This window comes from Thalassococcus sp. BH17M4-6, from assembly GCF_049323015.1.
Taxonomy (GTDB): domain Bacteria; phylum Pseudomonadota; class Alphaproteobacteria; order Rhodobacterales; family Rhodobacteraceae; genus Puniceibacterium.
In genome coordinates this window covers 15,913-36,105 of the sequence record NZ_JBMPGU010000020.1, presented here as the reverse complement: position 1 = coordinate 36,105, position 20,193 = coordinate 15,913, and the positions used below count along the sequence as shown (strand labels likewise).

Here is a 20,193-nt window from a genome sequence, read left to right as displayed (position 1 = left end):
TGGAAAATGATCATTCTGTGCAACAATCGTGAGAAATTTGTCCGATGTGCGATTGCCCAGGACGCCGTGATCTGAATTAAAGAGGAGGACCTACTGCCGGGCCGTCCGAAGGGCGCCCTCCGGCGGATTACAAGCTGAAACACTGTCCAGCTGCACTGGAAGCCCGCTTATGACATTTTCGCATCGCCGCGCCACGAAAGCTGCCTTTCTCGTCCTTCTGCTGACAACGCTGGCTGCCTGCGGTCTACCGCGGTCGGGCCCGAACAAGAACGAAATCTTCGATGCGGCGTCCGAAGCAAACGTCCCGACATTCGTCGTGGCCGTGAACGAGCGCGTCACGCAGGCGATCCCCCCCGAACCGGTCACCGTGTTTCCCGCTGAATTCGTGAATGCCGGAGCCCTGACGCCCGGCGTGATCCGCCCTGGCGATACCCTCTCTTTCACCGTTTACGAGAACGTTGACGATGGCCTTTTCGCGCAAGGCGCTGGGGCCGCCTCGATCCGTGAACTGCAGGTCGACGATTCCGGCTTCATCTTCATTCCCTACGCCGGGCGTATCCGCGCCATGGGCAACACGCCTGAACGTCTGCGCCAGATCATCACCGATCGGCTGGCCGAAAAAACGCCGGAGCCGCAGGTTGTGGTGCAGCGCAGCGCAGGTGACGGAGGAACGGTCTCTGTCGTTGGCAGTGGCATCGGGGGGCAAGGCAGCTATCCGCTCCAGCGGTCGAGCCTTAGGTTGATGGGACTGATCGCCGACGCCGGTGGCGTCGTGGGCGAGCCCGAAGTCATCCGTGTGATCGTGATCCGCGGACGCCACAGGGCCGAGATGTGGTACGAGGACATCTACGACAATCCAAAATACGACATCGCGCTGCGGCCGGGGGACCGGATCATCGTGGAGCAGGATGCCCGCAGTTTCATCGCCTTGGGCGCGACCGGAAGACAGGGTGTCGTGCCATTCGGCACCAAGACCCTCTCGGCGCTCGAGGCCATTGCGCTGGTCGGCGGTCTGAGCAATGCCACTGCAGATCCAACGGGCATCTTCGTGATCCGCGACGAAACTCCGGCAACCGCCAACAGAGTGCTTGGCCGAACCGCCTTCACGACGGAACAGAGGTTGATCTACCTGCTTAACCTGACCGAACCCAGCGGTCTTTTCCTGGCCCGGAACTTCGACATACACGACGGCGACACGGTCTACGTGACCGAGGCCCCGTTCACGCAATGGACCAAGACGCTCAACGCGATCACCGGCACGGCAAGTACGGTCCAGACACTGGACAGTATTGCCACGACCGCTACGAACTGAATGTCGTTCGGCCCCTTGGACTGAAAAAGCGCAGGGTTCGCCGGGAAAAATCCCCGATTTACAGGGCGACAGGATCGCCGCTGACGGGCTGGAACCTCCAGCGCCGTCAGCGGTTCGGCGCCTTCAGCCGAAAAGACTCTCCCAGATCAACTGCTGGGCCGGGAAAGGCCTGTCGATCTGCGCGGCACCAAAAGGTGCCAAAAGGCTGAACGGCAACAGGACGAAGGTTATCTTGGATCTCGACCCTGTCTCCCGCTCCAGAATGGAGAGGGTCAACAGAAGCCCGACATTGGCACTCATCCCGATCCATCTATACAAATCGGCTGCAAGGAAACTGACAAGCAGCGGACAAAGTGCCGAAAGAACAAATACCAATCTCTCCAATTTGTTCTTCGAGTAAGATATCAACCGTGCGGTTACAAGAACAAGGTAGAGAAGCGGTATTAAAAGAAATACTGCGGCATGCCGAAGTTCCTTGAAAAAAGCATAGACAGACCAGGACGTATTTTCAGCGGCGGTCGCGGAAGTCTCAAAGTATCCGCTCCATAAACTGTGCTGTCCTGCCGCATACGGCAATTTTTCTGCCATGATGCTTTCGACATAGCTCCGGGGAAAATTCACGCTCCCAAAGATGGATACAACAGTAATGGCCGCGATCGTCGCGATGATCGGGATCATCAGTTTCTCTCTGGGCTTCTGCTCCCCTCCCGCCTTGAGAGACATGTAGTGAGAGACAAGTTGAGCCGGTATCGTAAAAACAAAAAGCTCATGAGCGAGTATGCCCATTACCAAGACAAGAGCAAACGTCGCGGTAGTTCTGACATACAGGATATTCAGGGTGATAAGAACCAATATGAAGACATCAAGTGATCCGGTCGTATAGCCGGACTGGATGATGAGCGCTGGTGACAAAAAGACTGTTGCAATCAAAGGAACATCATCAATCCTGCTTCTCTTGATGTACACCAGGATAGCCACTGCAAGAACCAGTATGGCGACATGATGGGCAAAGATAGAAAAGTGATACTCGTTTTCAAAAATCGAGTTGATCTTGCTTACAGAGAATATCGTTCCGAACAGTCCACGTCTGATGAAGCCAAAATCTTCATAGCTTATATATAGTTGCCAAACCCTTCCGTACGACCGAAGACCAGCATCCACCACCAGCCATCTGTTCAGGACGACGAAAGAAACCAAGACGGACAGCAAAAACAGACCCAAAACCTGCCGGTTTCTGGTTTCTTGAAGGTTCATATTGTGCGCTCTTTGAACAGTCTTTCCGGAATATTCCGGATGATCAGCATGATGAGCCGCCAGACGGGGCGCACGTAGAGGATGCTTTGTTTCTTCGCAACGGCGCGTGTGATCGCCGTGGCAACCTCGGAAGGCTGAGCGGTCAATTTCGCGGGCAGGTCCATGCCTTCGGTCATCCGGGTGGCGACAAAGCCGGGCAGAACGGTGACCACATGCACGCCACGCTTGGAGAGGCGATTGCGAAGGCCGGAGAGAAAGGCGGTGAATCCCGCTTTGGCAGAGCCATAGACATAGTTCGTGGCGCGTCCGCGTTCGCCGGCAACAGAGCTGATGCCAACCAATGTCCCGTGGCCACGGTCCGCAAACCGGTTGGCAAGCACCGCCAGAATGCTGGCGGGGCCTTCATAGTTGCTGCGCATCACGCGAACTGCAGCTTCGGGATCACGCTCGTTATGCGACTGTTCTCCCATCAGCCCAACCGCGCATACGGCGATGTCCGGGAGAACGGACAGGCTCTCTACAAAGGCTGCATGAGACGCGCAGTCGAGAGCATCGAATTCATGCAAGACCACCTCGACATTGTACCGAAGCGCGATGTCGGATCGGTCGGCCTCAAGGGTATCGACGCGCCGCGCCGCGAGCTGGATCGGGTGGCCCAGAGCAGCAAAGGCATGGGCTGTGGCCTTACCGATGTCGGAGCGCGCGCCAAGAATAAGAACCGGGGGCTTCGTCACAGGGCAAGTCTTTCCGATTGGGCCGAAGCAAAGGTCTTGTGCCAGGCGTTTTTCCGTCGCTGCGCGCGAAATGCCTCGATCCGGTTGTCCGAAGCGGCAAAGGTTTCCGCAGACATGCGGCTGTCCTTGGCCAGATAGAAACGTCCACCATGGTCGAGCGTGAGGCGGTCAAGTTCGGCAAGCAGGCGCAGCGTTTGGGCATTGACCGGAAAGTCCAGCGCCAGGGTATAGCCCTTCATGGGGAAGGAAAACGCACTGTCCTGCGCGCCAAACCGTTTCAGCACGGCAAGGAACGAGCCCGCGCCTGCCGTGGAGGTGGCCTTGAGGAGTGCGGACAGGCCCTCTTCGGCCGCCTCCAGAGGCAACACGCATTGGAACTGAGCAAAGCCTTTGCGGCCATAGATACGGTTCCATTCAAGCAGTGAGTCAAGCGGATAGAAATACCGGTCCCAATCGACAAGATGCGGTCCCGTCTGCCGCGATCCGGCCCGGTAATAAAGCGCATTGAAGGCGCGAACCGCAAACCTGTTGAGCGCAAACCCCGGGACGTCGAAGGGCAACGTGCGCTTTGGTCTTTCCGGCACATCGAAAGGCGCCTGGCGGCGATCTGCGGACAGATCGCTCAGCCCGGCGTGTTCGCCGAGGAAAATCACGGATCGGCCCAGATCTGCCCCATCCGCAAGACAATCGATCCAGGCCACGGAATAGGTGGCGTCCGGGTTCGCTTCGAACACATCCATCGCCGCCTTCAGGTTCGGCACCGGGAGTCTGGTCTGGCGGATCCAGGCCGTTTCCACCGGTCGCAAACGAATTGCGGCCCGGGTGACGATCCCGGTCAGGCCCATGCCCCCAAGAGTATGTTCGAAGAGAACAGAGTTTTCCGTACGGCTGCATCGCGAGATGTCACCGCTGGCATCCATGACATCGATCCAGTCGACACAGGCGCGAAAGCTGCCGTCCTTATGGTGGTTCTTGCCATGCACGTCCGCCGCGATCGCACCGCCAAGCGTCACGAATTTGGTGCCGGGCGTGACCAGCGGAAACCAGCCCCGTGGGAGAAAGGCCGTGATGATGTCGCCCAGCAACACACCCGGTTCGGCGATCAACTGGCCGACCTCGGCGTCAAAGGCCAGCATACGGTCAAGATGCCGTGTTTCCAGCGTTACGGCGGCGTTAACCGCGCTGTCGCCGTAGGCGCGCCCGTTTCCACGCGCGATCAGGGTCGGCTCTGACCGCACCATATCCCGAAGTGCGGCCAGACTGCGCGGGGCATGAACCGTGGTCTCGACTTCAGGAAAGCGCCCCCAGCCTGACAGCTTCATGATGTGATCTCCAGACGGCTGTCAGTGAATACGAATCGCCGATCAAGGGTATATTTCACAACATAGCCAATACTGAGGCCGATCACGGCCCCCAGTTCCCGCATGGCGTCGGTTTGCCAGATCGTCCAGAACGCTGACTCGGTCCCCCAAAAAATCGCCGTCGTGATCAGCCCCATGGCCGTGTAAAGCGAGAACTTCCGGGCATGGCCTTTCAGCCCTGTTCCGAGGTCGTAAAAAATCCATCGCTTGTCGAGCGTGTATTTGACAATCAGCCCGACGAGGGTCCCTGCCGCGACCGCCAGCGTAAAAGTCATCCCATCATCGCCACGCATCAACACCAAACGCTGCGCAGCAAGATTTGCGATGGTCGCGACGATGGCAAAGGCCGAATACCTGAAGACAAGCCCGCGCAAGGTCAGAATATCGCTCCCGCAATGGCGAGAACGAATATGGTCAGGAAACACACAAGGCTGATTTTATCCTTGGCAGCATAAACAACAGGGTCGTCATGCATCTCTCCGCGATGCGCGAGCATGACTGTGCGGGTGATCCAATAGACAAGGATGGCGCAGACGCCCCACAAGGTTTCGGTATGCTTGTAGAGTTCTGCCACCTCGGGCGAATTCACATAAAGCGCCATCACCAGGACCGCAACGTATCCGGCACTGATCGCTATCATCGAGATGATGGGAAGATCGCTCACGTGATATCCGCGCCCGGACGCCTTGAGTTTGCCGTGCTTCGCGCTGTCGACCAATTCCGCCTGGCGTTTGACGGCCGCGAGAGACAGGAAAAAGAACATCGAAAACGCAAGCAACCACACGGATAGGGGAATACCGGTCGCAGCCCCGCCTGCCACCAGGCGCATCGTATAAAGCCCCGCGAGAACACAGATATCGACGATCATGCGCCGCTTGAGATATAGCGAATATCCCATTGTCAGGGCGTAATATCCCAGCATAACGCCCAGGAAGAGCGGGCCCAGGAAAGCTGCAACAACCGCGCCCGCGCCTAAAAGGCCCGATGCCATCCATGTGCCGGAGGCAATTGGGATCCTGCCCGCCGCAAAGGGTCTCTGTCGCTTGCGCGGATGGGCCCGATCCGCTTCGAGATCGAGCAGATCGTTCAGCACGTAGACGCTGGATGCGATCAGGCTGAAGGATATGAACGCCAGCAGAGATGCAAAAAAACTGGCCCCGTCGATCTGGTGCGCTGCGAGCATGGGAAGAAAGACCAGTGCATTCTTGATCCATTGATTGGGCCGGACGGCCTTGAGATACGCATCTGCCGTCGGTGTATGGGTCACCAGATGCTCGATCCTGGCCGACACCTGGGTCGCACGTTTTCTCATGTCCGCAGACAGGTTGACGGTGATCGCGCGTTTTGCGTGTTTCCAGACCGCCAGATCGGCTTTGGAATCCCCCATGTAAGAGAAATTTCCCTGGCCATATCTCTCAACCAGAAAGCGTGCCTTGTGTTGCCCCTTGAGGTTCTCACTGCCGTCAGAGCCATGAACCTCGTCGAATATCTGAAGGTAGTCACCGATATCCTGTGCAAATTTTTCGTCGGACGCGGTGACCAGTGCTGTGCGCCCGCCGGCCTGTCGCCAAGCTTCTACATAGGAAATGACCTGACTGTCGTAGGGAAGCGTCTTCACGTTGATCTGTGCAGACCGCGCAAGATAACGCTTCAGGGGCGCTTTGCCCCGAGACAGGGCAGCCACCGAGCCGAACGGGCTGAGCCAATCCTGGCCGAATGCCGACCAGAAGCTTTCTAGCAGCATATCACTCTTGAGGAGTGTGCCGTCCAGATCAACAACAAGAATTTCGCGCATCACGGAAACGGGCTCAGCCACCATCGGCATCGGCTTACATGAGAATGCAAATGATGTCGCCCCTCCAAATGCGCGCTTTCCTGACGTGACAATGATGCCTTGCACAGGTCCGGCAACAGCGCATTATATCGCGCCACTCCGAATTTCTGGCATCATGCGTCGGGGATGAACCGCGGGATGTGAGGCAGCGCTGATTTCAGAAGGTCAATCATCAACGCTTCCGCCTCTTCCTCGGGCAACTCCTCGCTGATCGGGCTGGTGATCCGAATAATTGCCCCGTCCAGACGTTCCGAAAAAATGCCTTTGGTCAAGACGCTCAACTTGGCAGCGGCGTTGGACGGGATCGCCTGCCCCATATGAGTAAACCAGTAGTAGACCAGCATCCGGCTCTCGCCTTTCTGGAGGATGACGCGGTTGACCCTGTAGGAGTCTTCCAGCCCCAGTTCCTGCGAAATATCGACCCGTTCCACCTTGGCGATTTCCCAGCCCGCTGCGGGCAGGCAGATCTCGGGCGTATGCTGCACGCCCTCTTCCGCAAGGTCTGCATACCAGGCGGTGAAGAAATCCAGGCTGGGCTCGTTGGGCGATCGGCTGAACTGCACCGCGTGATAGTCGTCCGCGGCCAGGATTTCCTCGACCCGTGGTGTGAAGCGCTGTTCCTGCCCGTACTGGCGCCACTCTCCAAGCTGGGCCGGAAAAGACGCGAAAGACGCGCGGTCCGGCATGACAGGGACCCGTTGGGGCATCATCGGTAAGACAACCACGGACGCGATCATGAGAACGGCCGCCCCGATCAATGCCGCGGAGGGACGAACGAACTGGAGCCGCGCGATCTGGGGCAGAATCTGATCGGTATCGAGGTCAAGCGCCTCCGAGAGGCTCATCTTGCGGGGATTGAGCTGGAGCATCACCCAGGCGAGGCCGATCAGGATCAGGACGCTGGACATGAAGATCACCCAGCCTTCGAAGAAATGGGTAAAGCCTTCCAGCCATTCGATTCCGAAATGTTGCACCAGGATGCCCGCCAGGGCGATGCGCAGAGAGTTCATGAAGATCGCGATCGGCGCCGCCGCAAGAAGCAGGACAACCTTGTGCCACACCGGACCTTGATACAGGAACGCGAAAATGTAGGAGAAGCTGAGGATCGGGAAAAGATAGCGCAGACCCGAGCAGGCCTCTGCCACGTGCATCTTCAACACGCCCAGATCGATGATGTTCCCTTCGAGATAGACAGGAACGCCCGCGAGTTGCAGGAACCAGACCCCGAGTTCCGAGGACACAAGCTGCAGGACGGTGGACACCTGGTAATAGACCAGGCCCGGCAGCGGCAGCATGAACGTGAGGTGCAGCACGGGTGGCCAGAAGTGTTTGCCCGTATGCCAGCCAAAGCTGATCAACAGGATCCCGGCAACCCAGATGATGATCGCATAGGCCGTCAGGGAATCCGCGTTGAAAATCGAACCGAACGTCGCAATGACAATCGACAGAAAGACGACTGCCAGTCCCGGCCACCGGTCCCTTTTGGGGCCTGGTTGCGCCGGGTATAGCTTGAGATCCCGCAGGAACATCAGACCGGACAGCACCGGGATCAGGGGGCCATGGCTATACTCGGGCTTGCTCCAGGCTTCGAAGAGAACCTCGAAGCCGTCTTTGAAGAACACCAGAGCCGCAACGATTGCCACGAGCAGCCAAAAGAGGCCCCAGGTCATCCAACCCGGATATGACTTAGCCTGAATCTGATCCGTTGCTGACATCGTACGAACGATCTTTCGATTACTGCATCTAGAGAAAAGTGCCGCATTATCTCAGGCAACAAGGCCGAGCACAAATCACTTCCGCTTCAGGGGATAAGCGCGGGTCGGCTTTGGCCAATGTGCCTGAGACCTGTCCGCGATTGGACATCTTTCGGTCTCGGTCGACGCATCTGCGACGAAGGTCCCAGACCGGCACGAACGGAAACGGCCTCAGCTGGCAGCTTGATCCCGGAAGCCACAAACGCCCCCTGCCCTGCCCGGCGCCACGCGGATTTCGATGTCTTCGCTACGAATCTTGAACGTCATATGATGCCTGGCCAGTTTCAGATCATGCGCACTGGCTTCGGCTGTGGCCGAGGTCCCGCGCACGATACGAAGCACCGTCCGCGTCACGATCTTGCAGACAATGCCAAACGACTGGTGGTCGATCACATAAAGGTCCAGGGCCAGTTTCGATGTCGGGTCAAGGTGCTGACCACCGTTGATCTGCGCCAGCCCCGTGATGCCCGGAGGCACGGCGCAACGCTCCAGTCGGCGCTCGGGAAGTGCAATGAAGTCGTCGACGATCAGCGGGCGCGGACCGATGATCTGCATGTCGCCCTTCACGATATTGGCAAATTGCGGAAGTTCATCCAGACCGGTCGAGCGGAGCACCGCGGACACACGCTTGAAGATGAACAGCCGGATCGCCGCAACGCGGCTTTCACACGCCCGGCGTTCAGCAGCTTTCCAGCCTTCGTCAGGAATGGTCCGAAACTTGTAGATGCTGAACAGCCGCCCCATGAAGCCGACACGATCCTGGCAGAAGATCGGGTTCTGTCCCCCAAAAGCGATAAACAGCGCCAGGAGAATCAAAACCGGTGACGTCGCAATAAGCACGTAAAGCGCCAAAGTTCTTTCCCCGATAGTGGGCTTTGTCTTGCGACGTTTATTGAACCGACCTTCAATTCTTAAAGGCATCGTGCGGGAATCGGGCAAAGGCTCCTTAACTGCTTGATAATTCATTAAAGTTCTCCCAGGCACAAAACTCGCACAATTTGACGTTACGAAAGTTGGTTTCAGTTGTCCATGATATTCCGGATATCAACCAATACGCGGAATTATGTAAGTAGCACAACCCAAAGGACTTTTCGCTGCAAACACCAGAAGCCCTTCAGAATTGGCCATTTCCGTCGATTGGAAGCTTTTTCAGATTATCTCCAGATTTATTAGGCAGAGCAGCGGAATTAAAAACGTATTATTTAGACTATTGTATCCAATATGGAAATTCGGCTGAATTGATGGCGGCTACGTCTATGACTTGAGATACTCGAACCAACTCCGGCGACTGAACAAAAAAATACGCTAATGGGAAGTGAGCCGTCATTAGCGTATTTTAAAGATATGGTCAGATTCTGGCCGATACGGCCAAGTTGCCTCGGATCAGGCCTTGCGACGACGGCGCTTTCCGAAGGCAGCCAGTCCACCCAGTCCACCCAGCAGCAGAAGTGCCGAGGCGGGAAGCGGAACAGCAGAGATCGACCCGACAGACCCGTCGAAGCTCCGAACATCTTGAGTATCGAACACGAACGAAATCGATTGGACATTCCCGAAATCAATGCCCGCGAACAAGGAGAACGACGTGAACGGGTTGAAGGTGGCATCGAACGTTTCGGTGATAGAAGCGCTGCTGTCACCGTCAGTCACGGTTGTCTCAAGGGTCGTTCCGTTCAGGTCTGCGCTCAGCACCTCGAAGAACAACTTGTCGTTTGTGTTGCCATCGGTCAGATCGCCCAGAGCAATACCGCCCGCCGCTACACCGTAGGATACGGTCGCCACGCCCCGCTGACCGGGATCGTTGGCGAAGGTCAGCGCGCCTTCCGGATTAAATCCGCTTGTTCCGGTGCTGCGAAGGGTCGACCCTTCGTTCCCAGTCGGATCGGTCGTCACCGACATAAAACGAGAGCCGCCAAGGATAGAAGCATCGGTCACCGTGCTGAAGTTCACATCCGTGCCCGTCGGGACGTCGATCACTTCCTGGAAGGCATCAAAACTATCGATCAGGATCGGAGCGGCCATCGCGACCGGAGCGGTCAGGAATGATGCACACACCAGTGCAGAAATTTTTTGAATTTTTGTCATTTTAACCACCTTTAATTGCCACTCAGCAGAACGCCTTGGTTCTGCCGCATTTAGGACACATTAACTTTTTCACTCGCGGTGAGTCAACCTGACATCCTTGCCAGGTAGGGCCCTAACCGCCTTTCAGGCCGGGTTTTTCGTGAATTTTAAGTGAACGCGCAAAGCCACAACCACCCAGGGTTGTCGCGGCCTCGGGAATATCAGCGATAAAGGGATTTGACGTTTTCGCACGAAAGGGTTTTCGGTGCAGGTCATCGCAGCTGACCTTGGGGGCGTTACCGATTCGGAACCATTCAACTCTTTATTTAGTGATGGCGATATGCTGCGTGATCGAGGCAGTGCTGGCTCTGGGTCAGCTCGACATGTTCGGACCGTTGCGCCTGCGCCAGCTGGCGATCGAATATGGCGGGTTCTGGCCCGGGCTGCTCGGGAACTGGCGCCCGAATTATGCCGCGCAGCCCTATGCGATGTTTCTTAGCTACGGCTTTCTGCACAGCGGGCCGGTGCATCTGATCACGAACATGATCACGCTTTGGTCGCTGGGCCGCCCGGTGCTGGACCGGGTCGGGCAAAGGGGCTTTGCCCTGCTCTATACCGGGGCGCTTCTGGGCGGCGGGGCGGGATTTGCGCTGCTGGCGCCGGACCTGCGCCCGATGGTCGGCGCGTCGGGGGCCCTCTTCGGGCTTGCGGGCGGCATCCTCGCCTGGGCTTATGTGGATCGGTACACCTACCGTGATCGCCTCTGGCCCATCGGACAGGCCGTTGCGCTGCTCGCCGGACTCAATCTAGTACTATGGTGGGCCATGGATGGACAGCTCGCGTGGCAGGCTCATCTGGGCGGATTTCTCGTCGGCTGGGTTCTCGCGCTGGTGATCGACCCCAGGCCGCTTCCGAACGACTGAGCGAGAATTCCCGCCCCGGCGACGGAGCCACGCCTGTCGGACGCGGCCCCGAAAGATGCACCGGGGTCATTTCACGCGGTCGAATTCGTCCATGAGGATTTCCAGCATGTCGTAATAGGTGCGCCGGTCGGCCTTGCACATGGCGCGAAACCGGTCGAGCACGTGTTTGGGACCCTTGAGGTTCAGCTGCGCATCCTGTGAGGCCTCGCGGGAGGGAAACTGCGACACCGCATCCACCGTGCGGCGGGCATCGGCCCCCCTGCCCTGCCCCGGCGTCGGCGCCGAACGCGGAGCAAAATCGTCGAGGTCATCCTCGAAGCTCGGGATCGCAAGCGCTTCGCGGTTGGACATCACGCCGCCCTCCCCTCTTGCGCGGCGCGGATGGCGCGCAGCCTAGTGGTGACTTCGGCGCGGAAGGCTTCGATGTTGCCAAGCGCCTTGTCCAGACCGTTGACCAGTCTCGGATCCATGTCCGCAACGGTCCCTCCGATCGAGAACATCGCGGCAAAGGCGTCGCGCTCGTGGATTTCGGTGGTGAAGCAATCGATATGGGGGTTATCGCGAAACTGAGAGCCGATGTGGCGCGCGGTGCGGGATTTCACCGCCGCGCGGCTCTGGGTGAACAGAACGGCATAGGGGATACGGCGGCGCGTCGCCTTCATGTCGCGGTGGATTTCCTCGATCACGCTGAGCGCGGCCAGCGCGTCCTGCTGCTGTTCCTTCATCGGAATGATCACCAGATCGGCCTGGGAAATGGCATAGGACATGAGCCGTGAGGCGGTACCTTCCAGATCGATGATGACGAAGGGGTCGCGCGCGGCGGCCGTTTCGATTTCGTCGAGGATGGTTTTTTCGCTCTGATTGGTCACGACCGTCAGCGCCTCGGGGCAGCCCGGCCGTTCGGCCCAGGTGGTCACCGGACGGCGCGGGTCGGCATCGATCAGCGTGGTGGTCTTGTGCGCGGCCAGCGCCTGGGCAAGGAGGAGCGCGCTCGTGGTCTTGCCCGAGCCGCCTTTCGAATTGGCGAATGCAATCACCGGCATGGTGGGATCCTGTATCTGTTTTTATCTGCTCGTTATTGGCCCCTTTGGCGAGGCTCTACCTTATCGTACCATAGGTTAGCCAAGCCTACCAAGCGCTATCCTGCTATAGGTTCTGCAAGCGTATTCTAGGATAGGTTTGCCTAGAGTAGCCTTGGCTATCCTAGGGTACCCAAGGCTTGGCTAGGCTAAGGTAGCCTCGGGTATTCTGCGCTAGCCTAGCCTATCCTAGGGTAGGCTAGCTGCAAGGCTCGGCACCCGGCATCCTGCGACGCCCCTTGGTCGAGCGCATCCGGGACGGGTGCGGGGCAGGGGGTCAGGGCCGCCCGCGGCGGTCGAACCATTTGCGACAGAAACCCAGGAACGCCATTTCCGGGTTGTGCGGCACCTCGGTGGCCCATTGCCGCCACTCCTGCTCGATTGCCCGCACATCCCATCCTGGCGCCGCCTGGCGCGCCATTTCGTAGACGTCCGGATCGAGAGGCGGGATCTGCGCCATCTCGGACACATCGGTCCGTACCGTCCCGCGGTTGAGCGCGACCAGATGATCGCGGGTCTCGTCGATGCGGATCCGGTAATCCGGCATGTGCCCGTATTCTCCATCCTCCTTGGCGATGGCGGCCACCAGACGCCGAAACTCGCGCAGGGTGGAGCCCGAGCCGCATTTCTTCTGCAGGACCGCCATCGAGACGCGCCATTCCTTCTGTCGGCCGCAATGCTTGCGGGCCAGTTCGTAGATCCGCCGCTCGAGCGGCTTGCGCAGACGGAAATACTCGCGCGAGAGTGTCAGAACCTCCTGCGCGCGGATCGCGTTGAAAACCCAGTCGGACAGCTTGACCTCGACCTCCTGCATCCGGCCGTCGCGGGTCTCGCGCACGATCTTGGCACGTTCGATCAGGCCGAAGGTTTCGAAGATTTCCTTTCCGCCGGTGGTGATGTTGGTGGAAATTCGCGTGCCCGCCAACCGCTCCATCGCCGCCTTGAGAAGCTGGTAGCCGCGTCCGGTGGTCATGCGGTTGGTGGCCTTGAGAAGATCGGATGCCTGAAAGCGGATCACCTGCTGCGGTTCCTTGCCGTCGTTCATGCCCTTGATGAGCGACGAGATGCAGTAGATCAGCACATCCCGGTCATGCACCGTGGCCAGCCCGTCGACCGACGGCTTTATCTCCACCAGGATGCCGTTGTGTTCATAGCGGCGTGGGCGGGTGTCGGGTTTTGTCGACAGCGAAAAGATCGGGTGCTCCATGGAGCCCATGTCGCCCTTGGGCGCCGCGTCGAGGATGTCACAAACGAAGAAGTCGCCTTGAGGGTGACGATCCGGCAGCAGGGGATAGTCAGGCATGAGCAATCCTTTCCTTCGACACTTCACACACAAAGCAGCGTATATCGACACTTCACACACGCCAAGACAAAAACGACATTTCGCACACGGCCTTTAGACACTTCACACACGCTGCCGCAGCGGTTTCTCCCGGAAAAAGACTCTGGTTTCAGCAGCTTGGCGCAAGCGCCACGGACACGTTCGGGGGAATCACCACTCTGCACACGGGGAATCACCACTCTACACACGCAGAATCACCACTCTGCACACGGGGGGTGTCGCCAGATCATTGAAGTTGCTTGCGAAAAAGGGAAGGAATCGAGGTGTAACACTGAGTCTAACACAACTCTAACACCTGGGACGGGCAGGGGGGGTCGCAGGTGCCGCGCGCATCGGATCCGCAAACCTCTGCCAGAGAAAGATACGGGCCGAGAAAAAGGAACGATTCTGCCGATTGCAGCGCAGTGAACGATATCTGTTCAGCCAGGAAGCATCCCGAGGCGCTGCAAGGGCACGTGTTCTACGATCCGATGTCCCGTGGATTTCAGAAAGATGAGACAGGACAGGCAATGGACACGGTTTTCTTTGTGGTCGCGAAACTGGCCGGTGCCCTTCTGCGGCCCGATACATGGATCGTCATTGCTGTCGCCGGAACCGTGCTGCTGCTTTTGAAGAAGCGTCACCGCCTGGCGCTGGTGACGTCCGGCGTGACGGTGGCGGTCCTGCTGATCGTGGGGATTTTTCCACTTGGCAGTCTTCTGCTGCAGCCCGTCGAAAGAACCTATCCTGCCAATCCGCCGCTTTCTCAGGTCGACGGCATCATCGTCCTGGGCGGGGGAGAGGACATCGGTGCCAGCCTCTATTGGGACCAGCCGCAGTTGAACGAAGGTGGCGACCGCTATGTCGCGGGACTTGCACTTGCCAGGCGGTTTCCGGAGGCGCGTCTGCTCTTTGCCGGCGGCAGCGGGGCCTTGCGCGATGTTGCGGGTATGCGCGTGTCCGAAGCCTCTGTCGCCGAACAGCTTTTTCGCGCGCAAGGCATCGCGGCGGATCGCCTGTTGCTCGAGGACAGATCCCGCAACACGGCCGAGAATGCGCGCCTCGGTCTGGAACTGGCCGCACCTGCGGAGGATGAAACCTGGGTGCTGGTGACCAGTGCGTTTCACATGCCCCGGGCCATGCAGAGCTTTCGGTCGGCCGGCTGGCCGGATCTGGTGGCCTGGCCGGTGGACTATCGAACCTCCCGGTTCGTCGATGGCATTGGCTGGAACCTCAGCGGGAATATGCAGATCCTGGGAATTGCCGTCCGCGAACATGTCGGTCGTCTTGCGTATCGATTGAGCGGCCGGTGAGGCATCGGAGGAGCCGCGCATTCGGTCCGGTGGGTCCCGCCGTTCAGAGTGCCCGGACCTGTTCCGCGTTGACGGCAACCCGGGTCTTGCCGCCCATGATGTCCAGCAGAACCCAGACACGGCGGTCGGATTCGATCTTGTCGACTTCTGCGATGAAGTCGGCAAAGGGACCCCCGGTCAAAGCCACTTTGGTGCCCGGTGTGAGCTGCTCGGGCGGCATGAGCTTTCCTTGCGCGTCGCAGCGCATCATGAGCCCCGAGATGATGTCGGCCGGCACCGCCGCGGGTGCGCCGCCAACCCCGACCAGGCGCGTGATGCCGCTGGTGGAATTGATCGCCCGCCAGCCGCCTTTCGCGGCGTCGAACATGACAAAGATGTATCCCGGAAAGACCGGACTTTCGGTGGTCACGAATGTCGTTCTGGTGCGTCTGGTGACGTCTTCGACGGGCAGGAAGGTTCGAAAACCCTGCCGTCTGAGATTGCGGTCGGCAATCCGTGCGCTGTTGGGCTTCAGCTGGGCCAGAAACCAGGTTGCCCCACGATCATGAAAACTCATCACAACATCCTTTGCCTGTCGGCGACCATTTTTTGCTCAAACTTGAGCGAAAGCAAGTGGCGGTTCCATGACAAGTGCTGAAAAACGGGAAACAAGCTGTTTGAAATATTGAAACTTTCGGGGATGTCAGCGTCGAGGCGGCAACCAAGCTCACCCCCAGTATGATCTGGGATCTGAGCCGGAAGGCGGGCTTTGGCAACCGCCTCGACGACCCGCCACACGACCGTTTCACATGACAAAAGGCCCCAAACGACTTAGAGGCTGCAAAGTCGGCAAGCCAACGCCCGGACCGGGCAAGGCGCTGACCGTCGAGGCAGCCAAGCGGGGAAGAGCTCATGCGCATGATCTGGTTTGTGCCGCTTGTCCTGGCCCTGCCGCTCTGCCTGCCGGGCAGGGCGCCTGCCGACGTCTCCGCTCAAGCCGGAACCACCGCCGAAGTCGACGTTCTGCCGCCGACGGCGATCGTGTTCACCGGTCAGTATGATCGCATCGAACGGGGGCTGGAGCTCATGACCGATGGCCGGGTGGAGCGGCTCTTCATTTCCGGCGTCAATCCCAAGGCAGGGCTTTATATCGACCGCTTTGCCGCTCAGTTTGACCTGACGCCCCGGCAAAGGGAGTGGCTTGCGGAGGGGCGGATCATTCTGTCGCCTGATGCCCGCTCGACGCTCGAAAATGCGCTCGAGACGGCGTGCTGGCTTGAAGATCAGCCCGAGGTTCAAGCTGTCACGCTTATCACGTCGCAGCGCCACATGGCGCGCGCATCCCTCGCATTGGAACGCGCCATCGCCCCCGTGCGTGTGGTTCCCGTGGCATCGGACCCCGCGGACGCCGATGCAGGCCGTTCGCGCGACCCCGATGAGGCCAGCGAGCTTGCTGCAACCTGGGCCATCACACTCCTGCCGCGAGAGCTTTGGTCGGAAAACGAATTGACCTATTGCCAGCCGCACTGATCCCGGGCGAGGTTCCCTTTTGACCAGACCCTGCTAAGAAGTGACCGAGCATTGTGCCGGATTTCAAGTTGCGACCATGCATGTTTTAATTACGGTGAATGCCGCCTGGAATATCTGGAATTTCCGCAGACCCGTCGTGCAGGCTCTTCTGGCTGACGGACATCAGGTCACGGTTCTGGCGCCGCCGGATGACTTTGTTGGGAAACTGACGGCTCTGGGGTGCCGGTTCGTGCCGCTTCGGATGAATGCCAAGGGGCTCAACCCCATTGACGAACTGAAGCTCTTGCGGCGCTTCCGGCAGGTTTTCCAAGAACAGAAGCCCGATATCGTTCTGAGTTATACAATCAAGAACAATACCTTCGGGGCTCTGGCGGCGAAATCGCTTGGCATTCCCTTCGTGCCGAACGTATCGGGGCTCGGGACCGGGTTTCTGTCCGGGGGCACGCTTCAGTTTGTCGTCGAACAACTCTACCGGCGCGCCTTTCGTCGTCTTCCGATCGTCTTCTTTCAGAACGAGGATGACCAGGACCTCTTCGTGACACGCGGACTTGTGGCGCCCGGGCAGGCAAGGCGCCTTCCCGGGTCGGGGATCGATCTCGACCATTTCGAAGCGATAGAGCTGCCGCAAGGCGCAGCGCCCGTGTTCCTGCTGATCGCGCGTCTGTTGCGGGACAAGGGCGTCGTGGAATTCGTCGGTGCGGCGCGGCAGATCAAGGCATCCCGCCCCGAGGTTCGCTTTCAGCTGCTGGGGGCCGCGGGGTCTGAAAACCGCACGGCGATTTCCGAGGACACCGTGCGCGGCTGGGTCAAAGAAGGCCTTGTCGAATATCTGGGCACGACGGACGATGTTCGCCCGATCATCGCAACGGCGGAGTGTGTCGTGCTGCCGTCCTACCGCGAGGGGGCGCCGCGGACCCTGATCGAGGCCGCCGCCATGGCGCGCCCCTTGATCGCAAGTGATGTGCCTGGCTGCCGGGCTGTTGTGGATCATGACGTGACCGGCTTTCTGTGCAGGGTCCGGGATGCAGACAGTCTGGCAGAGGCCATGCTGCGGTTCCTCGATCTCGACCCGGAACAGCGCAGCGAAATGGGTCTGGCCGGACGCGCCAAGATGGAGCGCGAATACGATCAGGCGCTTGTGGTGCAAGCCTATCTGGAGGCAATCCGCGAGCTGACGGGGCAGGGGGGCTGACGACCTCTTTCCTGCATATTGTTGAACATTCGATATTTTTGGGGTTTCAGCGAATCTCCGGAAATGCTAGCCGCTCAAACATGAGCGGCATTGGCGGTTCTGTTTTCCTCTCTGTCCCGGGGCGCCACAGGCAGTCCTTGTGCGGTAGCCGTTGATCGGTCTGACCGTGGCGGGAACGCGTGACAAGCAGCAGGATGATGTCAGGTTTCGGGTGCTGCGTCTGCTTGAACAGAATCCGGAAATGTCGCAGCGCGATCTGGCAGAGGCCGTGGGCATCAGCACCGGAAGCACGCATTACGTTCTCAAGGCGCTTGTCGAAAAGGGCCTGGTGAAGCTTGGAAACTTCTCGACAAGCGCGGACAAGCGCCGCTACGCCTATGTGCTCACGCCAAAGGGTATTGCCGAACGGGCCACGCTGACGCGGCGGTTTCTGGTCCGCAAGATGGCGGAATACGAGATGCTCAGGGCAGAGATCGAAGAGGTCCGCAGTGACCTGTCCAAATCTGAATGGGCGGCTCTGAAACCTTCTGCGAAAGAAGACTGAGGTAGATATGCAATCGAACCTGGCCTGTTTCGGCATATCGGGTGGGTCAAAGGGGCCTGGCCGATGAAGCGCGTTCTTGTCACTGGCACGGCCGGATTCATCGGGTTTCATCTGGCCAGGCTTTTGCTCGACGAGGGGTTCGTCGTGCATGGCTACGACGGGATGACGGATTACTACGATGTCACCCTGAAGCAGCGGCGGCATCAGATGCTGTTGCAGAACCCGAATTTTGCGGCAACCGAGGGGATGCTCGAGGATGCCGCGCTGATAGACCGCGTCACCGATGCCTTTCAGCCTGATGTGATCGTGCATCTCGCCGCGCAGGCCGGGGTGCGCTACAGCCTCGAAAACCCCCGCGCCTATATCGACAGCAATGTCATCGGCACGTTCAACATCATGGAAGCAGCGCGGCGGCTAAAGGTTGGCCACCTGCTGATGGCCTCTACCAGCTCGGTCTATGGCGCCAACGAAGACATGCCTTTCGTGGAGACCGAAAAGGCCGACACCCAGCTTACCATCTATGCGGCCACGAAGAAGGCCAATGAAAGCATGGGTCATTCCTATGCCCATCTGTGGAACCTGCCGACAACGATGTTCCGCTTCTTCACCGTCTACGGCACCTGGGGGCGGCCGGACCTGGCGCTTTACAAGTTCGTCGATGCGATCCTCGATGACCGGCCGATCGACATCTACAATCACGGCGACATGTACCGCGACTTCACCTACGTGGATGATCTCGTGCGCGGTATCCGGTTGTTGATCGACGCCGTGCCGGAACGTCCCGCCAGCCGCGAAGACATTCCCGACTGGGACAGCCTGTCCCCCGTCGCGCCGTTCCGGATCGTGAACATCGGCAATTCCGACAAGGTGCGGCTTCTGGACTTCATCGACGCGATCGAGGACGCCTTGGGAAAGAAGGCGACCCGCAATTACATGGAGATGCAGAAAGGCGATGTGCCCGCAACCTGGGCCAATGCCGAAGCGCTGCAAAACCTGACCGGCTACCGGCCGCAGACTGATTTCAAGGATGGAATTGCACGCTTCGTGGCGTGGTTCCGGGACTATTACGGGAAGTGATGGTGAAAGAGATTATCCGTTCATTGGCGCGACCTCCGGCGCTCGCTCTGCGCGCCTTGGGTGTGACACCGCCGGAGAAAGTCTTTCGTCATCTCCACAAGGTCGGCCCTTTTGCGATTGCACTTCCCGACGGCCGAGGAACGCTGCAACTCATGTCGTGGGGTAACCGGGTCGAAAACGAGCTTTTTTGGCGTGGCTGGGTGGGGCATGAGCCGGACGTCATGCGTTGGTGGGGGCGCCTTTCGCTCGACGCGCGCACTGTTCTGGATGTCGGCGCAAATACTGGGTCTTTTGCCTTTATTGCCAAAGCGTTGACGCCCCAGGCCACGGTTCATGCCTTTGAACCTCTCGCACGGATCGCGGATAGACTGCGGGAAAATCAACGGGTTTCGGGCCTGTCCGTCGAGATTTTTCAGGCGGCGGTTGCCGATCAGACGGGGGAACTTCCCATCCACGATCCGGGTGGAGCAAATGCATACAGCGCGTCTTTGGATCCGAACTTTCTCGCTGGCGATAAAGAGAGTTACATGGTTCCGGTCACCACGATCGACGCTCACTGCGCGACGCACGACCTGACACCCGACTTGATCAAGATCGACGTTGAAGGTCTGGAAGGTCGGCTGCTCTTGGGCGCGCGCGATACGCTTGCCAAAGGCCAAGCCGTCATTGTCTGCGAATGGACGCGCAACTCTGATGCGCATGAAGCGGCGCGTGATCTTCTTTTGTCGTGCGGGTATGTCAGCCTCGATCCTGCAACGGGTCAGACCGTCGATCTGGACATGGGACGAGAACACGCAGAGCGCAATGTCCTGTTATGCCCCAAAGATCGCGTCGATGTTCTGAAAGCGACGGGTCCTTTGTGAGAAATCGCACAATGCCGACAAACGAATGCCCTGAGGCAAGATGAGGCATTGAGGGACAAGAC

General features: G+C 58.9%; 20 protein-coding genes. 8 read left to right on the top strand and 12 right to left on the bottom strand.

The genetic code is table 11. The features are described 5' to 3' along the window. Positions 1–169: 169 nt before the first annotated feature. A complete protein-coding gene (locus ACOXXX_RS19955) occupies positions 170–1,312 on the top strand; it encodes a polysaccharide biosynthesis/export family protein (RefSeq protein ID WP_422828389.1) in 1,143 nt (380 codons plus the stop codon). A 123-nt stretch (positions 1,313–1,435) separates the two neighbouring features. Here ACOXXX_RS19955 and ACOXXX_RS19950 read toward each other — a convergent pair whose 3' ends face one another. The 8 genes from ACOXXX_RS19950 to ACOXXX_RS19915 all read right to left on the bottom strand — a co-directional run bounded on the left by ACOXXX_RS19950 (position 1,436) and on the right by ACOXXX_RS19915 (position 10,331). Beyond that, on the bottom strand, positions 1,436–2,566 hold the full coding sequence (locus ACOXXX_RS19950; RefSeq protein ID WP_422828388.1) for a hypothetical protein: 1,131 nt from the start codon (positions 2,564–2,566) through the stop codon (positions 1,436–1,438). Further along, positions 2,563–3,300, bottom strand: a complete 738-nt coding sequence (locus ACOXXX_RS19945; protein WP_422828387.1) for an SDR family oxidoreductase — start codon at positions 3,298–3,300, stop codon at positions 2,563–2,565. The genes ACOXXX_RS19950 and ACOXXX_RS19945 overlap by 4 nt, the downstream gene beginning before the upstream one ends. Next, positions 3,297–4,622: an FAD-binding oxidoreductase gene (locus tag ACOXXX_RS19940; protein ID WP_422828386.1), complete on the bottom strand. Its 1,326-nt coding sequence runs from the start codon at positions 4,620–4,622 to the stop codon at positions 3,297–3,299. Before ACOXXX_RS19940 ends, ACOXXX_RS19945 begins: the two co-directional genes overlap by 4 nt. Continuing rightward, complete coding sequence (locus ACOXXX_RS19935; RefSeq protein WP_422828385.1) at positions 4,619–5,035, bottom strand: GtrA family protein; 417 nt, start codon at positions 5,033–5,035, stop codon at positions 4,619–4,621. Before ACOXXX_RS19935 ends, ACOXXX_RS19940 begins: the two co-directional genes overlap by 4 nt. Before the next feature lie 2 nt (positions 5,036–5,037). Then, positions 5,038–6,486: a UbiA family prenyltransferase gene (locus ACOXXX_RS19930; protein WP_422828384.1), complete on the bottom strand. Its 1,449-nt coding sequence runs from the start codon at positions 6,484–6,486 to the stop codon at positions 5,038–5,040. Positions 6,487–6,608: 122 nt separating this feature from the next. After that, the gene (gene xrtD / locus ACOXXX_RS19925; RefSeq protein WP_422828383.1) at positions 6,609–8,165 is read right to left on the bottom strand and encodes a VPLPA-CTERM-specific exosortase XrtD; all 1,557 of its coding nucleotides are present in this window, start codon (positions 8,163–8,165) and stop codon (positions 6,609–6,611) included. A gap of 255 nt (positions 8,166–8,420) precedes the next feature. Next, the gene (locus tag ACOXXX_RS19920; RefSeq protein WP_422828382.1) at positions 8,421–9,215 is read right to left on the bottom strand and encodes a sugar transferase; all 795 of its coding nucleotides are present in this window, start codon (positions 9,213–9,215) and stop codon (positions 8,421–8,423) included. 417 nt (positions 9,216–9,632) lie between these two features. Then, on the bottom strand, positions 9,633–10,331 hold the full coding sequence (locus tag ACOXXX_RS19915; RefSeq protein ID WP_422828380.1) for a VPLPA-CTERM sorting domain-containing protein: 699 nt from the start codon (positions 10,329–10,331) through the stop codon (positions 9,633–9,635). A gap of 326 nt (positions 10,332–10,657) precedes the next feature. Here ACOXXX_RS19915 and ACOXXX_RS19910 point away from each other — a divergent pair, with 326 nt between their 5' ends. Further along, entirely contained in the window at positions 10,658–11,233 is a 576-nt protein-coding gene (locus ACOXXX_RS19910) for a rhomboid family intramembrane serine protease (RefSeq protein ID WP_422828379.1), read from the top strand. A gap of 66 nt (positions 11,234–11,299) precedes the next feature. Here ACOXXX_RS19910 and ACOXXX_RS19905 read toward each other — a convergent pair whose 3' ends face one another. The 3 genes from ACOXXX_RS19905 to ACOXXX_RS19895 all read right to left on the bottom strand — a co-directional run bounded on the left by ACOXXX_RS19905 (position 11,300) and on the right by ACOXXX_RS19895 (position 13,615). Next, positions 11,300–11,584: a hypothetical protein gene (locus tag ACOXXX_RS19905; protein WP_422828377.1), complete on the bottom strand. Its 285-nt coding sequence runs from the start codon at positions 11,582–11,584 to the stop codon at positions 11,300–11,302. Further along, positions 11,584–12,276 carry an AAA family ATPase gene (locus ACOXXX_RS19900; RefSeq protein WP_422828376.1) on the bottom strand — a complete coding sequence of 231 codons (693 nt, stop codon included), beginning with the start codon at positions 12,274–12,276 and terminating at the stop codon, positions 11,584–11,586. Before ACOXXX_RS19900 ends, ACOXXX_RS19905 begins: the two co-directional genes overlap by 1 nt. 313 nt (positions 12,277–12,589) lie before the next feature. Continuing rightward, positions 12,590–13,615: a replication initiator protein A gene (locus ACOXXX_RS19895; protein ID WP_422828375.1), complete on the bottom strand. Its 1,026-nt coding sequence runs from the start codon at positions 13,613–13,615 to the stop codon at positions 12,590–12,592. 443 nt (positions 13,616–14,058) lie between these two features. Between ACOXXX_RS19895 and ACOXXX_RS19890 the strand changes: the two genes are divergently transcribed. Beyond that, a complete protein-coding gene (locus ACOXXX_RS19890) occupies positions 14,059–14,946 on the top strand; it encodes a YdcF family protein (protein WP_422828374.1) in 888 nt (295 codons plus the stop codon). A 43-nt stretch (positions 14,947–14,989) separates the two neighbouring features. On the opposite strand, the gene nusG is transcribed toward ACOXXX_RS19890, so the two are convergent. Continuing rightward, positions 14,990–15,502, bottom strand: coding sequence for a transcription termination/antitermination protein NusG (gene nusG, locus ACOXXX_RS19885; protein ID WP_422828373.1), 513 nt, complete (start codon positions 15,500–15,502; stop codon positions 14,990–14,992). Between the two features lie 335 nt (positions 15,503–15,837). Here nusG and ACOXXX_RS19880 point away from each other — a divergent pair, with 335 nt between their 5' ends. The 5 genes from ACOXXX_RS19880 to ACOXXX_RS19860 all read left to right on the top strand — a co-directional run bounded on the left by ACOXXX_RS19880 (position 15,838) and on the right by ACOXXX_RS19860 (position 20,131). After that, positions 15,838–16,455, top strand: a complete 618-nt coding sequence (locus tag ACOXXX_RS19880; RefSeq protein WP_422828372.1) for a YdcF family protein — start codon at positions 15,838–15,840, stop codon at positions 16,453–16,455. 76 nt (positions 16,456–16,531) lie between these two features. Continuing rightward, complete coding sequence (locus tag ACOXXX_RS19875; RefSeq protein WP_422828371.1) at positions 16,532–17,647, top strand: glycosyltransferase family 4 protein; 1,116 nt, start codon at positions 16,532–16,534, stop codon at positions 17,645–17,647. Positions 17,648–17,813: 166 nt separating this feature from the next. Next, positions 17,814–18,191 carry a MarR family EPS-associated transcriptional regulator gene (locus ACOXXX_RS19870; RefSeq protein ID WP_422828403.1) on the top strand — a complete coding sequence of 126 codons (378 nt, stop codon included), beginning with the start codon at positions 17,814–17,816 and terminating at the stop codon, positions 18,189–18,191. A gap of 63 nt (positions 18,192–18,254) precedes the next feature. Beyond that, entirely contained in the window at positions 18,255–19,268 is a 1,014-nt protein-coding gene (locus tag ACOXXX_RS19865) for an NAD-dependent epimerase/dehydratase family protein (protein WP_422828370.1), read from the top strand. Then, positions 19,268–20,131 (top strand): FkbM family methyltransferase, encoded by an 864-nt coding sequence (locus ACOXXX_RS19860; RefSeq protein WP_422828369.1) that lies wholly within the window; start codon positions 19,268–19,270, stop codon positions 20,129–20,131. Before ACOXXX_RS19865 ends, ACOXXX_RS19860 begins: the two co-directional genes overlap by 1 nt. Positions 20,132–20,193: the final 62 nt, after the last annotated feature.